Below are 15529 nucleotides of genomic sequence, written 5' to 3' on the forward strand. Positions count from 1 at the left end.
CAGTGAAACCAAGGGCAGTTTGCCGGCCGATGCGGTGGCCGACGACGTCGAGTGATCAAGCTGAGACATTGTTCTTCCCGCCTTCGGAGATCGAATCGTGTGAGAACTCGAACAATCGACGGCTCGAGCGCGGAATCGCTCGCTCTGCGGCCGACAAGCGCAATTTCGGAACGGCGTTCATCAGCCCCTGGGTGTACGGATGTTGCGGTCGTTCGAGAATGTCTGCACGCGTGCCGGTTTCGACGATTCTTCCGTGCCGCATGACGGAAACCTGGGAGCACACATGGGCGACGACGCCGAAGTCGTGGGTGACGATCAGGATTGCCGTGCCGAGTTCGCGGTTGATGTCGAGAAGTAGGTCGAGGATCTGCTTCTGCACCGTTGCGTCGAGTGCAGTGGTCGGCTCGTCCGCCAGCAGCAGTTCGGGCCGGCACGCCAGCGCTATTGCGATGACGACTCTCTGACGTTGTCCACCGCTGAGCTCGTGCGGGTACGCCTTCATTCTTCTCACCGCATCAGGCAGTGCCACCAGCTCCAGTGCTTCCAACGCAGTTCTGCGCGCTGTCCTGGCGTCGACTTTCTGATGCAAGCGAATGACCTCGACCAGTTGAGCACCGATCGTGAACGACGGGTCGAGTGCGCTGAGCGCATTCTGCGACACCAATCCGATGTGGCCACCGCGAATCTCGCGCATGGCTCGCTCGTCTTTCTCCAGCACGTTCTCCCCCCGAAAGAGGATGCGGCCACTGCTGATTCGGGCTCGTCCAGACCCGAGAAGGCCGAGGACGCTGAGCGAGGTGACGCTCTTGCCTGATCCCGACTCGCCGACCAGCCCTCGGATCTCCCCCGGTTCGACCGACAGGTCGACGTGCTTGACCGCCTGCACCACGCCACCGTCGGTGTGGAAATCGACGCTCAGGTCTTCGATTCTCAACAGTGCGGTCATCAGCTCGTCTGCTTTCTCGGGTCGAGGGCGTCGCGGATTCCGTCGCCGACGAGGTTGAACGACAGGGCAACGACAAGGATGACGATGCCCGGAATGGTGGCGATGTGATAGATGCCTTCGAGGAGCACGCTGGAGCCGTCGGAGGTCATGATTCCCCAGTCCGCAGTGGGCGGCACGACGCCGACGCCGAGAAAGCTCAATCCGGCAGCAACGACGATCATCAAGCCGCACAAAGTGGTTGCGTACACGGTGAGGTTGGCCACGACGTTGGGAGCAAGCTCTCGGAACATCAGATGACCGACGTTCGCGCCGTAGGCCCGTGCTGCCTCGATGTATTCCTTGCCCGATTCCTGCACTGTCGCGGTGTATGCCACTCGCGCCATGTACGGCACCAAGGTGATTCCGATGGACAGCATCACGTTGCCGAGTCCTGCACCGAGAACTGCCGACAGCGCGATCGCCAACAGCACGAGAGGAAATGCGAACAGGACGTCGAGAATGCGCATCAGCAATTCGCCTGCTCTGCTTCGCTTGTAGCCGGCGAACAGTCCGATCATCAGTGCAATCGGAAAGACCACAAGTACCGGCACAACCGCCACGACGAGGGAGTTGCGCCCGCCGTACAGCAGACGGGAAAGAATATCCCGCCCTTGCCCGTCCAGGCCGAGTGGATGCCCCTCGGTGCCGATCCCGGCGAGTCTGTTCACCGGATCCCCCATGGTCGGGCTGTACGGGGTCAGCAACGGCGCACAGATCGATGCGAGGACGACCAGCAGCAGGAACACCGCTGACGCCACTGCGACCCTGTCTCGGCCGAAGGCGCGTAAACCGAGCCTCCAGGCCGAGGTCGGAGTCGCCGCTTCCGTGTTCGACGGAGCCGCCGAAGGCCGTCGAAACACTCTGCGACCGGACCGAGCATCGATGCTGACGGATGCGTTCATGCCGATACCTTCTTCCGTGAGCGCGGGTCGAGAAGCCCGACCGCCGTGTCGGCGACGAGATTGATGACGACGAATGCCAGAGCGATGAACAGCACCCCGGCTTGCACGACGGGAATGTCTCGCTGTGTGATCGACGTGTAGAGCTGTTGCCCCAGACCCGGCCACCCGAATACGACTTCGACGAAGACCACGCCGCCCAGCAGGTAGCCGACCTGCAGACCGATGACGGTGACGATCGGTGGCAGCGCATTGCGTAGACCGTGTCGCCAGAGCACCGACTGCTCAGACAACCCCGATGCCCTGAGTGTGCGAATGTAGTCCTGCTGCAACACATCCACCATCACCGAGCGCGACATGCGAGCGATCACCGCCAACGGCACCAGCGCCGCCGCGATCGCCGGAAGTACCAGGTGGGTGAGCATGTCCCCCAGTCCTCCGGGGCTCCGACTGTTGTACATGCCCGAGGTCGGAAACACCCCGAGACGTATCGAGAAGAAACCGATCAGCACGAGTCCGAACCAGTAGACGGGCACACTTGCTCCGGCGAGAGCGGCGAACATGGCGATCCGGTCGAACACACTGTTCTGCTTGCGGGCCGCCGCGATTCCGAGCGGAACGCCGACGATCACACACAGCAGCAGTGCGGCGAACGTGAGAATCATCGTGTTCCACAGCCGAGGCAACATGATCTCCGACACCGGCTTGTTCACCGTCAACGACCGACCGAAATCGCCCTGCAGCAAGCCGCCCATGTAGTCGAGGTACTGAATCGGCAGCGAGCGATCGAGACCGAGCTCGGTCCGTACTGCGGCGATCGACTCGGCGGTTGCACCAGACCCGAGAATGGTCAGCGCCGGATCTCCGGGGACCAACTGAAGCAACAGGAAGACGATCAGGCTGACTCCGAACAGAACCAGGATCGTGGACAGCAGGCGATGTGCCACCGTTCGCGTCATTGTTCGAGCCTCACTTCTTTCAGGTCGTACCATTCCTCGCTGGGCGAGACGAATCCGGATACGTACGGGGCCAACACGTAAGGAGCCTTGTCGTTCACCACAGGTGCCAGCGCAGCGTCCTCGGTGACGATGTCGTTCGCCTGACGCCAGTAGTCGTTCGCGACGTCTTCGTCCGTCGCTCGGATCGCCTGATCCATCACCGAGTCGAGCTCGGGGTTGGAGTAGTACCCCACGTTGACTCCGTTGGGGGACTGCAACTTCGAGGACGTGACGATGTACAGCCAGTACGGCGTCGTCATACCCCACGACATCTGGGCCATACCCACACCGGGCTTCATTCCCTGCGCCCACGTACCGAGGTACGAAATCCATTCCTGCGTCTGGATTTGCATGTCTATCCCGATCTCGGCGAGATTCTGCTGCAGATATTCCGCCATCTGCGTCGGAATGATCTGACCCGAGCCGTCGACGGAGGTGATCAAGGTCGTGGTGAAGCCGCCCTGAAGGCCGACCGAGGCCAGCAACTCCTTCGCCTTGGCGATGTCCCGCGTGTAGGCATCGGTCCTCTCGACGTACGCGCCGTTCGCCGGCGCTTGAACACCGTAGGCGGGGTTGACACTTCCGCGAAGAAGATCATCTGCCATCCCGTCCCGATCGATGGCCAGATTGATCGCTTGCCGCACTTCTTTGATCGCCATGTTCGGGTCCTGCATGTTGAACGAGAGGTACCACACGTGCGGCGGTGTCCCCTCCGACAGCTGATAGCCCTCACTCACCAAGTTGTCGATACTGTCCGGGCTCGGTACCGCAATCATGTCGACGTCACCACTGCGCAATGCAGCTACCCGCGCCGACGCGTCGGGAAGTGGCCGGAACACCACGCCTGAGATCGAGGGCTTCGTGCCCCAATAATTGTCGTTGCGCAGCAGGCTGATTCGCTCACCGCGAATTCGCTCGTCGAAGACGAACGGCCCGGTACCGACAGGATGGTCGCCGACGTCGTCGCCGTATGTCTCGATCGATGCCGGGCTCATGATCGCCGTCGACCCGTTTCCGCCCTGCGCAAGCATGCGAAGGAACGGCGAGAACGGTTGGGACTCGGTCACGACGAGCGTGTACTGATCGACGGCCTGGACATCGGCCGTGTTCTGCCAGATGAAGTTCGTTTGCCCTGCAGCCTTGGCGGAGTACTGCGGGGCACTCTTGTCCCACATGCGGCGAAAGTTGTACTCCACCGCCGCCGCATCGAGCGGCGTTCCATCGTGGAACGAGACGCCCTGACGGATGTGGAACGTGTAGGTGAGTCCGTCCTCCGACACGTCCCAGGACTCGGCCAACCCGGGATCGAGAGCAGGTACCGCCGCCTCCGACGACGGCGTGCGGAGATCTTCGGTCACCAGCGGCTCGAACATCTGCTGATTTATTCGCCAGCTGACCCAGCCGCCTGCAACTTGGGGGTCGAGGACGTCGGCCTCGGATTCGATGGCCACCACGAACGTATTGCCGGTCTCGACGTCCGCGGCACTGGTGGCTCCACACGCCGTGAGCGCGCTCAGCGCGAGAGCCAGGACGGCGGTGGCGGCGACGATCGATCTCGGACGTCGCCGGTACGGCGTGCGCGGGCTCATGCGGTGGCCGTTCTGACAGCCAGTTTCATGGGACATGTTCCTTCGATCTGAGGATTGACCGGCCTGTGGGGACGCGTATTCGGGCTCCGAAAGCGAAGTACGGGTCGAGGATTCCGCGTAGTGCGCCGTCGAACTGTGCGGATAATCAACGGTAAACAGTGGAGTGCGCAGTTCATATACGTCGAAATACGTATCCTTCATGCGCTGAGTCACAGAATTTACCGTTGCAGCACAACATATTTCGATGCTGTTACGTGGCGAAGTCGATCGACCACACGAAAAGACGGCGTCGGTGTCACCGACGCCGTCATGGCAATGCGAGTTGCGTAGTGTTGCGGATCAGCGCAGGGCGGCACGCTGTGAGTCGACGGACCGATCCTCGGAACCCAGACCTAGTTCCGTGGCGTACACCGCAGCGAGGACACGATTGGGAACGCCCAGTTTGCGCAGGATCTTCTCTACGTGAGTGGTGACAGTGCGCGGCGACAGAAAGAGTTGCTCGCCGATCTCGGAGTTGGACATCCCTCGTCGGACGCAGTCCAAAATCTGCAACTCGCGACGAGTGAGCCGAAAGCGCGCTGCGGAACGACGGTCGAGTGCGTACCCGGTGAATGCCGGCCGCATCCGTTCGAGCAGTTCCTTGCCGGTGCCGGGGAAGTTCTGCTTCTCCACGTTTCCATGGCACATCCCGATGATCTCACCGGCGTTGTCGTGCAACAACATCAGTACGCCGTTGTTGAAGCCGTGAGGCCGCAGCACTTGGCTCCCGCTGTAGGAAGTGGCGAACCCCGGAACCTCGGTCCAATCGAAGATGAACTCGTGGTTCGAGAACTGCTTCTCGAATTCGGGTCGCGTATCGATGCTGCCGGTCAGGAAATCAGCAACGGTGTCTCCATATCCACGCTGTCCGACGGTGACGAATCTACCTGCGATGTCATCCTTGTAGGCGAACAGAAAACCGTCGCACTTGCCCTCGAATCTCAGGAAGTCGATCGCGCCGTCCATTCGTCGCTTTGCCACCGGTGACGACAGATCCGCCGCCATGGACGCAATATCGAAAGACATGAATCACGTCCTTCCGCTGGAGTTCTCCTGCGCACGGCAGGTCGAGGACGAACTCCAGTGAACAGCACGACGCTTTCGATCGTGTTAAACCGAGGTTGCAACCGCGCTCACGGATGAGCGATCACAGTGACGTCAGAAGCCGAGCTTGCCCATCTGCTTCGGGTCGGTTTGCCAGTCCTTGGCGATCTTGACGTGCAGGTCCAGGTAGATCCTGGTGCCGAGCAGCTTCTCGATCTGCAGCCGCGACGCCGTGCCGACCTCTTTGAGTCGCGAACCGCCCTTGCCGATGATGATCGCCTTCTGGCTCGATCGCTCGACGTAGAGGATCGCGTGCACGTCGAGCATGTTGTCGTGGCCTTCACGGGGCACGACCTCGTCGATGACGACGGCAAGCGAGTGAGGCAGCTCGTCGCGGACACCTTCGAGCGCGGCCTCACGGATGAGTTCGGCCATGAGGATTTCCTCGGGCTCGTCGGTCAGCTCACCGTCGGGGTAGAACGCCGGCCCCGGTGGCAGTTCGGAGGCCAGCAGATCGACGAGCTTCTCGATCTGCTCGCCCGATTCGGCCGACACCGGAATGACGTGCGAATTCTCGCCGAGCAGCTTCGACAACGACATCAGCTGCTGTACGACGCGTTCCTTCTTGACCTTGTCGATCTTGGTCACGATGCCGATGAGCGTCGTCTTGGGGGCGATGTGCCGCACCTGTTCGAGAATCCATCGGTCGCCGGGCCCGATCTTCTCGTCCGCGGGGATGCAGAGTCCGATGACGTCGACCTCGGAGTAGGTGTCCTGCACGAGGTCGTTGAGACGTTGCCCCAGCAGCGTTCTCGGTCGGTGCAGGCCGGGAGTGTCGACCAGGATCAGCTGGGCGTGCTCGCGGTGCACGATGCCGCGAATGGTGTGCCGCGTCGTCTGGGGACGCGAGGACGTGATGGCGATCTTCGATCCCACCAACGCGTTGGTCAGTGTTGATTTGCCGGTGTTGGGTCGGCCCACGAAACAGACGAATCCGGATCGGAACTCACCGTTGTTCTGCTCGGACACAAGAGCACCTCCAGATTTCAGTGTTGGCGAGTGGCGTCGGACGAGTCGTCGTCCTCGGTGGAGTCTTCTTCGGGTTCGAGCTTCTCGACCAGGACCGTGGCGATACGGACGCGGCCCTTGGGGTCGGCTCCACCTTCTCCGCGCAGCAGCAGGCCATGAGTGATCACCTGCGAACCGGGCAACGGTACTCGACCGAGCTCGTAGCCGAGGAGTCCGCCGACGGTGTCGACTTCCTCCGATTCGATGTCGATACCGAAGATCTCGCCGAGGTCCTCGAGCGGCACCCGCGAGGAGAGTCGATAGCGTCCGTCGTCGAGTTCCTCGATGGGCGCAACCTCGTCGGAATCGTATTCGTCGGCGATCTCGCCGACGATTTCCTCGATCACGTCCTCGATGGTCACCAGCCCGGCGATGCCCCCGTACTCGTCGACGAGCAGGGCCATGTGGTTGCGATCGCGCTGCATCTCGGCGAGCAGACTGTCGAGTGCCTTGGAGTCGGGAACGAAGACGGCCGGACGCATCAGCTCGGACACCTGCACTCCGCGGCCACCGTCGGTGGAGTAATACGTCTGCTGCACAAGATCTTTGAGGTAGACGACACCCACCACGTCGTCCACGTTCTCGCCGATCACCGGGATGCGGGAGTGTCCGCTGCGCACGGCCAACGAGGTGGCCTGTCCTGCTGATTTGTCGGACTCGATCCACACCATCTCGGGGCGCGGGACCATGACCTCACGGGCCGAGGTGTCACCCAGCTCGAACACCGACTGGATCATCCGCCGTTCGTCGTCGGCCACGACGCCGCGCTCGCGGGCCATGTCCACCAGTTCTCGAAGCTCGATCTCGGAGGCGAAGGGGCCGTTGCGAAATCCCTTACCGGGCGTGATCGCGTTACCGATGAGGATGAGAAGTCTGCTGATCGGTCCGAGGAGCCACCCGAGGGCACGCAACGGAAGTGCGGCCGCCAACGCGATCGAGTACGCGTTCTGCCGACCGAGGGTTCGCGGACCGACACCGATCACGACGTAACTGACCAACACCATGGCCACCGCGGTGATCACCAACGCCATGGTGGAGTCGATCAACTGCGTCAGGCCACCCGCGAGCAAGACGGTGCCGCCGATTTCGCACAGAATGCGCAGCAGCACCATCAGGTTGACGTATCGCGGGCGGTCACCGACCACGACGACGAGGCCGGTGGCACCGGGGCGCTCGTCCTTGACCATGTCGTCGATTCGCGCACGCGAGACCGTGTTCAGCGCGGAATCGACGGCGGCGAACAGGCCTCCGAGAGGCACGAGAAGGACTGCGAACACGATGAGCGCAACAGCACTGCTCACGCGCTACGACCCCACACTTCCAGCTGTTCGACCACGCAGGTCATCGATCGAGTCCGTCGACGAAACCGGCCTTGCCGAGGAGCCGGGCATCGCGGGCGGCCTGTTCGGCTGCCTGCTCTGCCCGCCTGGCGTCTTCGTACCATTCGGCCAGCAGCCGGTTCTGCAGCTCGAACATTTCCTTCTCTTCGTCCGGCTCGGCGTGGTCGTAGCCGAGCAGGTGCAGTACACCGTGCACGGTCAGCAACGCCAGCTCGTGCTCGAGCGAATGACCAGCTGCAGCAGCCTGATCGGCGGCGAACGACGGGCACAGCACGATGTCGCCGAGCATCGCCGGTCCGGGTTCGGGGGCGTCGGGACGACCGCCCGGCTCGAGCTCGTCCATCGGAAACGACATCACGTCGGTGGGGCCGGGCAGATCCATCCACCGCATGTGCAGATCTGCCATCGTTGCCGAATCCACCAGCACCATCGACAGTTCCGCGGCGGGATGCACGTCCATGCCGGCGATCGCGAACCGTGCGACCGAGACCAGCTCGGGTTCGGAGATGTCCATCCCCGACTCGTTGGACACTTCGATACTCATCTAGCCACTACCCACGCTCTCGTTGCCTGTCGTTTTCGTACATCCGAATCATCTTCTCGCCGAACGCGGTCCACCGGTGCGGCGTTGCGCCCTGTTGGGAATGACGCCTTCCGATGTCGACTCGAACCGCTCGTACGCGTCGACGATCTCCGAGACCAATCGGTGTCGCACCACGTCGCTGCTGGTGAGCTGCGCGAAATGGATGTCGTCGACGTCGGTGAGGATCTCCGACGCCGCACGCAGCCCGGATCGCGCGCCACCAGGAAGGTCGACCTGAGTCACGTCGCCGGTCACGACGATCTTCGACCCGAATCCGAGTCGGGTCAGGAACATCTTCATCTGCTCGGCGGTGGTGTTCTGCGCCTCGTCGAGAATGATGAATGCGTCGTTGAGCGTGCGGCCGCGCATGTAGGCGAGCGGGGCGACTTCGATGACCCCGGCCTGCATCAGCTTGGGGATCGCCTCGTCGTCCATCATGTCGTGCAACGCATCGTGCAACGGACGCAGGTACGGGTCGATCTTCTCGTGCAGCGTTCCGGGAAGGAAGCCGAGCCGCTCCCCTGCCTCCACTGCCGGACGCGTCAGGATGATGCGGCTGACCTGCTTGGTCTGCAGTGCCTGCACGGCTTTCGCCATGGCCAGGTACGTCTTGCCGGTACCCGCGGGACCGATACCGAACACGATGGTGTTGGCGTCGATCGCATCCACGTACCGCTTCTGATTCAGCGTCTTGGGGCGGATCGTCTTGCCGCGGCGCGAGAGGATGTCCAGGCTCAGCACCTCGGCCGGTGAATCCGACACACCCTCGGTGAGCATGGCGATCGATCGGCGCACCGCATCGGGAGTCAATGGCTGAGCGCGCTTGGCCAACGCGGCCAACTCGGAGATCACCCGTTCGGCCAGCGCCACATCGGCCACTTTTCCGGTGAGCGTTACGGCGTTTCCTCGTACGTGGATATCTGCCGTCAGCATCTGTTCGAGCGCCCGCAGGTTCTCGTCGGACTGTCCCAGCAGTGGCATCACTGCTTCGGGGGCGAGTTCCAAGGTGGACCGAACGTCACGCTCGGCGGGAAATTCGCTGTGTTCGCTCACGTGGTGGCTATGGCCTGCTCTCTGGTGTCGGCTTATCGGACGCGCACTTGGTATGGATCGAGTTTAACGCCGCAGCAACGATGCGCATTCCCATTACTCGCTGGTGGCACCGATCACCGCATCGAGAGAGAGCGCCCAACACCGCGAATCGGGATTCAGGAAAGCGAAGTGGTCCTCCCCCGGCACGATCGTCAGTCGCGCGTCGTCTCCGGCAGCGCGCGCCAGCGCTACGTACCGCTCGCTCTGCGCCGCGGGTACCTGGATGTCCTCGGATCCGTGCAGGGCGATCGTCGGGATGCCGATTGGCGCGCGGGCCGCGGGTGAGGCCGACCGGTACAGGTCGGGATCGTCCTCGTACCGGGCCTGCAACAGCGCCTCGACTGCTGGGTTGGTGCGTCCCGCAGCACCGCGAGGTTCCAGGTCGAGGACACCGGCCTGCGAGACGATGCGCGACGGGCGGACCTTCGTGCCGGTCTCGCCGCCGAGCCACACAGCCAGGTGTCCGCCTGCCGAGTGGCCGATGACGCGGACGTCGTCGATCCCGACCGGGGCATGGTGCTGCAGTTCCCCGGCGACCACCTCGAGTGCTGCGGTCACATCGGACTGCATCTCCTGCCAGTGCCCACCTGCGCCGACGCGTCGGTACTCGATGTTCCACGCGACCGCTCCGGCTCCGGCGACTGCGCGGGCGAACTGGGTACCCAGAGTGGACCCGTACTGTCCGCTCCAGAAGCCACCGTGCACCACCACGACGACCGGCGTCCGGTGATCCATCGGCTCGGCAGGCAGGTAGAGGTGGCCGAACTGCTCCGGGTGATCGCCGTACTCGATCTTGATCCGTGCGCTCACGAGTTCTGGAAGTCGGGCGGTAGTTGGGTCCAGCGCGAGGTCAGGACACCCAGCGCGCCGAGAGCCACAGCTCCTGCCGTCGAGGTGCGCAGTACCGTCGGGCCCAGCACCACCGGCGTCGCACCCGCCTCGGTCAGAGCGGTGACCTCCCTGTCGTCGAGCCCGCCCTCGGGTCCGACGACGATCACGACCTCGGGCACCGAGTCGAACGGCAGATCCCGGAACGCCGAGGTGGCAGCCTCGTGCAACACGGCGACGATTCCGCCGCGCTCCACGACGCCGCGCACGAAGGCGCTGACCTCCCGCGAATCGTGCAGCTCGGAGACCTCGGGGACGAATGCCCGACGCGACTGCTTGGCTGCCTCCGCCGCGGTGCTCCGCCACTTCGCGACGCCCTTGGCTGCCTTCGGGCCCTCCCACCGTGCGACGCATCGCGCGGACTGCCAGGGTACGACCGCGTCGACGCCCGCTTCGGTGGCCAGCTCGACGGCGAGTTCCGATCGGTCCGCCTTCGGCAGCGCCTGTACGAGCGTCACCACCGGAGTGGGACGCGGCATCTCGCTGCGCGACTGCACGGTCAGTTCCAGTCGGTTCTTCTCCGCTGCGGCGACGATCGCGTCGGCCAAGCCGCCTGCTCCGTCACCGAGGAGCACCCGCTCGCCGACGCGGATGCGTCGAACCGTCGCGGCGTGGTGCCCTTCCTTGCCGTCGAGCACCGCGAGCTCGCCGACGTTCGGCAGGGGCGAGAGGTAGAAGACCGTGGGGGCCATCGATCAGCGACCGCTGAATGCTTCCCGCAACCGCGAGAACAGCCCGCCGCTGTGCGCCGAACCGGTGGTGACGACCTCCGCCGAGTCGCGGTCGCGCATCGACCTGAGCTGTTCGAGCAGATGGGTCTGCTTGCTGTCGAGCTTGGTCGGCACGATGACCTCGAGGTGCGCGTGCAGATCTCCTCGAATGCCGGAGCGCAGCTTGGGCATACCGTGACCACGCAGTACCGTCGTCGAATTCGGTTGTGTCCCTTGCTCGATCGAGATCTCGGTGGGTCCGTCGATGATCGCGTCGATGTTGACCGAGGTGCCGAGCGCGGCGTCGACCATCGGGACGCGGACGGTGCAGTGCAGGTCGTCACCGTCGCGCACGAACACCTCGTGCTGCTGTTCGACGATCTCCACGTACAGGTCTCCAGCGGGACCGCCGCCGGGACCGACCTCGCCCTGCAAGGCCAGCCGGATCCGCATGCCGTTGCTCACGCCGACTGGCACCTTGACCGAGATGTCGCGACGCGACCGGACGCGACCATCGCCGCCGCACTTGCGGCAGGGGTCGGGGATGGTCTCGCCTGCGCCGCGGCAGGTGGGGCACGGGCGGCTGGTCATGACCTGGCCGAGGAACGAGCGCTGCACCGACTGCACTTCACCGGCACCGCCGCAGGTTTCGCAGCGAACCGGCTTGGAATCGCCGTTGGTGCCCGAGCCAGTGCACAGGTCGCAGAGAATCGCCGTGTCGACGGTGATGTGCTTGGTCACGCCTGTGGCGCACTCGTCGAGGGTGAGCTTGGTACGCAGCAGTGAATCGGCGCCCGGCTGGACGCGCCCCTTCGGACCGCGCTGGGATCCGCCCGCGCCGCCACCGAAGAACGCCTCGAACACATCTCCCAGGCCGCCGCCGAATCCGGCTCCACCGAATCCCCCGCCGCCGCCTCCGCCGCCCTGCTGCAGCGGGTCGCCGCCCAGGTCGACGATGCGACGCTTCTCTGGATCGGAGAGCACCTCGTATGCGGTGGAGATGTCCTTGAACCGAGCCTGCGCGGCCTCGTCCGGGTTGACGTCCGGGTGCAGTTCTCGCGCCAGCTTGCGGTAGGCGCGCTTGATCTCCTGGTCCGTCGCCTGCTGGCCGACGCCCAAAGTCCCGTAATAATCCCGTGCCACGTCGTCTCTTTCGTCCTAGAAGATGAATCTCGTTCGATGAAGCTGTGTGCCGGCCGCCCGTGCCCCCGCCGCCTGCGTTCGATCGGTTCTCGCTGGTCTCAGCGTTCGGCCAGGACCTCGCCGATGTACCTGGCAACCGCGGCAACCGACGCAATTGTTCCTGGGTAGTCCATTCGGGTCGGCCCGAGAACACCCATTCCTCCGAGGACCATGCCAGCCGACCCGTACCCGGTGGAAATCACCGATGTCCCGCGCATCTCCTCGACCTGCGTCTCCTCGCCGATGCGCACCGTGACGGTGCGAGTGTCCTGCGTCACGGCGAGCAGCTTGAGGACCACCACTTGCTCTTCCAGCGCCTCGAGTACCGCCCTGAGCGATCCGGGAAACCCCGCGTCGCCGGCGAAATCCGCGGCGTTGCGCGTCAGGTTGGCCGTTCCGCCGAGAACCAGGCGTTCCTCGGGATGCTCCACGAGTGATTCCACCAGCACCGTTGCCGATCGGATCATCGCGTCGCGCAGCGCGGGCGGAGCGTTCTCCGCGAGTTCGGCCACCGCAGCCGACGCCGCCGCCAGCCGCTTGCCTTCCAGCGCACCACCGAGAAGACGCCGCAGCCGGGCCAAGTTCTCTTCGTCGATCACGTCGCCGAGCTCGACGATGCGCTGATCGACTCGCCCGGAGTCGGTGATGAGCACCAGCAGCAGCCGGGCCGGGGTGAGCGCCACCACTTCGAGGTGGCGAACCGACGAAGCCGACAGCGTGGGGTACTGCACCACGGCGACCTGACGGGTCAACTGAGCCAGCAAGCGGACGCCGCGTCGCAACACGTCGTCCAGGTCGACGCCGTTCTCGAGGAACTCCAGGATGGCGCGGCGTTCGGCCGCCGACAGCGGCTTGACGTCGGCTATTCGGTCGACGAACTGTCGATAGCCCTTGTCGGTCGGAACCCGACCGGAGCTGGTGTGCGGCTGGGCGATGTAGCCCTCGGCCTCGAGCACGGCCATGTCGTTACGCACCGTTGCACTGGACACTCCCAGGTTGTGGCGCTCGACCAGGGCACGTGAACCGACGGGTTCCTGGGTGGACACGTAGTCCGCCACGATCGCTCGTAGAACCTCGAACCGCCTGTCGTCGGTGCTCGACATCCGGTGCCCACCTCCGTTCTCGTTTCCAATCGTCGCTCGAGTCTAGTAGCCGGCGAACGCATGCTCGTGCAAGGCCTTACTGTGGTCCGAGTGGAAACGTTCTTTCGATTCGGTCCAGCGGCTCGAGGCTCGCGATGATCTTCAAAGGTGTTCGTGACGGAAAGCCGTACCCCGAGCACGGTCTGTCCATCAGAGACTGGTCGAGAATCCCGCCGCGCCAGCTCCGTCTGGACGAGATCGTCACCACCACCAAGGTGCTCGAGCTGGACAGGTTGCTGTCCGAGGACTCCACCTTCTACGGCGATCTGTTCCCCCACGCGGTCCAGTTCCGTGGTGTCATCTATCTGGAGGACGGCTTGCATCGCGCAGTGCGTGCGGCTCTGCGAAATCGAACTGTGTTGCACGCCAGGGTGTTCGACTACGACGCACTGAGCGCCTGAAACAGATTGTTCAGGCGGCTGCGATGGTGCGCACCACCGCGTCGGCGAGCAAACGCCCCCGGTCGGTCAGTACGAGACGATCACCCTGCGCCGCCATCAACCCGTCCGCGACCGTCTGTTCGGCAGCGGCGCGCTCGGCAGGCCCGAGCACACTCATCGGCACTCCCGTTCGGAGTCGGACGGTCAACATCAGTTCCTCGAGGTGTCGATCCTCGGCGCTGAGTAACTCGCTGCCGTGCACCGGCAGAACCCCGGTGGCCAGGCGATCGGCGTATGCCGCCGGGTGTTTGACGTTCCAGAACCGGGTGCCGCCGATGTGACTGTGTGCGCCGGGCCCCGCGCCCCACCAGTCGCCGCCGTCCCAGTAGCCGATGTTGTGGCGGCACTGTGCGTCGGCGTCGGTGGCCCAGTTCGACACCTCGTACCAGGACAGGCCTGCAGCGTTCAACGCCGTGTCGATGCGCTCGTACCTGGATGCCAGCACGTCGTCGTCGGGTGCAGGCAGCTCACCGCGGCGGACCTTACGAGCCATGGCCGTTCCGTCCTCGACGATCAGTGCGTACGCCGACACATGGTCGACGCCAGCCTCGAGAACCGCGGCGAGGGATTGATCCAGATCGCCGTCTCGCTCACCGGGCGTGCCGTAGATGAGGTCGAGATTGACGTGCTCGAATCCCGCCGCTCGTGCTTCCTTGGCCGCGGCGACCGCGCGACCCGGCGTATGTGTGCGATCGAGCACGGCGAGCACATGCGGTGCGGCGGACTGCATTCCGAGCGAGATGCGGGTGAAGCCCGAGTCGCGGAGCCGGTCGAAGAATTCCGGCGACGTCGATTCCGGGTTGGATTCCGTGGTGACCTCGCCGCCGTCGGTCAGACCGAAACTGGACCTGACCGCACCCAGGACGTCGGCCAGACCGTCGCCCCCGAGCAGTGACGGCGTGCCACCGCCGACGAAGACGGTGTCGGCCGTCGGAACGCGGCCCGTACCGGCCTGTATCAGACCTGCCGCGGTGTCCAACTCTCGTCGCAAGCCCTCCAACCAGGACTGCGGCGACGCCGATGAGCCCAGCTCTCCCGCCGTGTAGGTGTTGAAGTCGCAGTACCCACACCGCGTGGCGCAGAACGGAACGTGCACGTAGATCCCGAACGCGCGATCCCCCACCCCGTCGAATGCCTCGACCGGCAGCTCGAAGGTGGACGGGGCGGGTACGACGGTATTCACGCCCCCCAGTGTCCCAGAGTTCACGATCGCTCCAGCCCACCGTTCGCAATCGTGACTGCAACAGCCCTGCCAGCCTATTTACCCCGAAATTTGGGTAAATAGCCGCCGCGGTCGTCCGTCGCCCCGATGACGTGGCACAATGGCACCCGTGACCGACTCAGGAATTCGACTCGTGGCGCGCCGCCATGTCGATCTCGGCCGTGTCTGCAGCGCGTCGTGTCGACACACGACCGGCTGCTGACCAGCCTCCTTCGAGCACGTCCATTCGATCCACCGGTTTCCCACTGTCGTCGAAAGCGCAATTGCCTGCGCCCTCGTCCCGGGTACCGGCCAGCACAAAGATGCAG

General features: G+C 64.2%; 15 protein-coding genes. 1 reads left to right on the forward strand and 14 read right to left on the reverse strand.

All coding sequences use genetic code 11. The annotated features are described in order from the left end of the window. Positions 1-55 precede the first annotated feature (55 nt). The 13 genes from CH302_RS18335 to hrcA all read right to left on the reverse strand — a co-directional run bounded on the left by CH302_RS18335 (position 56) and on the right by hrcA (position 13520). Complete coding sequence (locus tag CH302_RS18335) at positions 56-946, reverse strand: ABC transporter ATP-binding protein (protein ID WP_037193055.1); 891 nt, start codon at positions 944-946, stop codon at positions 56-58. Continuing rightward, positions 946-1887, reverse strand: a complete 942-nt coding sequence (locus CH302_RS18340; protein WP_037193057.1) for an ABC transporter permease — start codon at positions 1885-1887, stop codon at positions 946-948. The genes CH302_RS18335 and CH302_RS18340 overlap by 1 nt, the downstream gene beginning before the upstream one ends. Next, the gene (locus tag CH302_RS18345) at positions 1884-2843 is read right to left on the reverse strand and encodes an ABC transporter permease (RefSeq protein ID WP_037193058.1); all 960 of its coding nucleotides are present in this window, start codon (positions 2841-2843) and stop codon (positions 1884-1886) included. Before CH302_RS18345 ends, CH302_RS18340 begins: the two co-directional genes overlap by 4 nt. After that, positions 2840-4471, reverse strand: a complete 1632-nt coding sequence (locus tag CH302_RS18350) for an ABC transporter substrate-binding protein (protein ID WP_037193060.1) — start codon at positions 4469-4471, stop codon at positions 2840-2842. The genes CH302_RS18345 and CH302_RS18350 overlap by 4 nt, the downstream gene beginning before the upstream one ends. A gap of 339 nt (positions 4472-4810) precedes the next feature. Next, on the reverse strand, positions 4811-5536 hold the full coding sequence (locus CH302_RS18355) for a response regulator transcription factor (RefSeq protein ID WP_052047851.1): 726 nt from the start codon (positions 5534-5536) through the stop codon (positions 4811-4813). A 132-nt stretch (positions 5537-5668) separates the two neighbouring features. Continuing rightward, complete coding sequence (era, locus tag CH302_RS18360) at positions 5669-6583, reverse strand: GTPase Era (RefSeq protein WP_037193062.1); 915 nt, start codon at positions 6581-6583, stop codon at positions 5669-5671. 17 nt (positions 6584-6600) lie between these two features. After that, the gene (locus CH302_RS18365) at positions 6601-7923 is read right to left on the reverse strand and encodes a hemolysin family protein (RefSeq protein ID WP_037193064.1); all 1323 of its coding nucleotides are present in this window, start codon (positions 7921-7923) and stop codon (positions 6601-6603) included. A 40-nt stretch (positions 7924-7963) separates the two neighbouring features. Further along, positions 7964-8506 (reverse strand): rRNA maturation RNase YbeY, encoded by a 543-nt coding sequence (gene ybeY, locus CH302_RS18370; RefSeq protein WP_032394543.1) that lies wholly within the window; start codon positions 8504-8506, stop codon positions 7964-7966. A 48-nt stretch (positions 8507-8554) separates the two neighbouring features. Beyond that, positions 8555-9598 (reverse strand): PhoH family protein, encoded by a 1044-nt coding sequence (locus tag CH302_RS18375; protein WP_032394544.1) that lies wholly within the window; start codon positions 9596-9598, stop codon positions 8555-8557. A 93-nt stretch (positions 9599-9691) separates the two neighbouring features. Next, entirely contained in the window at positions 9692-10447 is a 756-nt protein-coding gene (locus CH302_RS18380; protein ID WP_037193066.1) for an alpha/beta hydrolase family protein, read from the reverse strand. After that, positions 10444-11217, reverse strand: coding sequence for a 16S rRNA (uracil(1498)-N(3))-methyltransferase (locus CH302_RS18385; protein ID WP_037193067.1), 774 nt, complete (start codon positions 11215-11217; stop codon positions 10444-10446). Before CH302_RS18385 ends, CH302_RS18380 begins: the two co-directional genes overlap by 4 nt. A gap of 3 nt (positions 11218-11220) precedes the next feature. After that, the gene (gene dnaJ / locus CH302_RS18390; protein WP_037193068.1) at positions 11221-12378 is read right to left on the reverse strand and encodes a molecular chaperone DnaJ; all 1158 of its coding nucleotides are present in this window, start codon (positions 12376-12378) and stop codon (positions 11221-11223) included. A gap of 98 nt (positions 12379-12476) precedes the next feature. Further along, positions 12477-13520: a heat-inducible transcriptional repressor HrcA gene (gene hrcA / locus CH302_RS18395; protein WP_094650000.1), complete on the reverse strand. Its 1044-nt coding sequence runs from the start codon at positions 13518-13520 to the stop codon at positions 12477-12479. Between the two features lie 134 nt (positions 13521-13654). Here hrcA and CH302_RS18400 point away from each other — a divergent pair, with 134 nt between their 5' ends. Beyond that, positions 13655-13960, forward strand: coding sequence for a type II toxin-antitoxin system VapB family antitoxin (locus tag CH302_RS18400; protein ID WP_032379172.1), 306 nt, complete (start codon positions 13655-13657; stop codon positions 13958-13960). A 10-nt stretch (positions 13961-13970) separates the two neighbouring features. On the opposite strand, the gene hemW is transcribed toward CH302_RS18400, so the two are convergent. Continuing rightward, on the reverse strand, positions 13971-15182 hold the full coding sequence (gene hemW / locus CH302_RS18405) for a radical SAM family heme chaperone HemW (protein ID WP_037193070.1): 1212 nt from the start codon (positions 15180-15182) through the stop codon (positions 13971-13973). Between the last annotated feature and the right edge of the window lie 347 nt (positions 15183-15529).

The organism is Rhodococcus sp. 15-2388-1-1a, assembly GCF_002259145.1.
Lineage (GTDB): Bacteria > Actinomycetota > Actinomycetes > Mycobacteriales > Mycobacteriaceae > Rhodococcoides.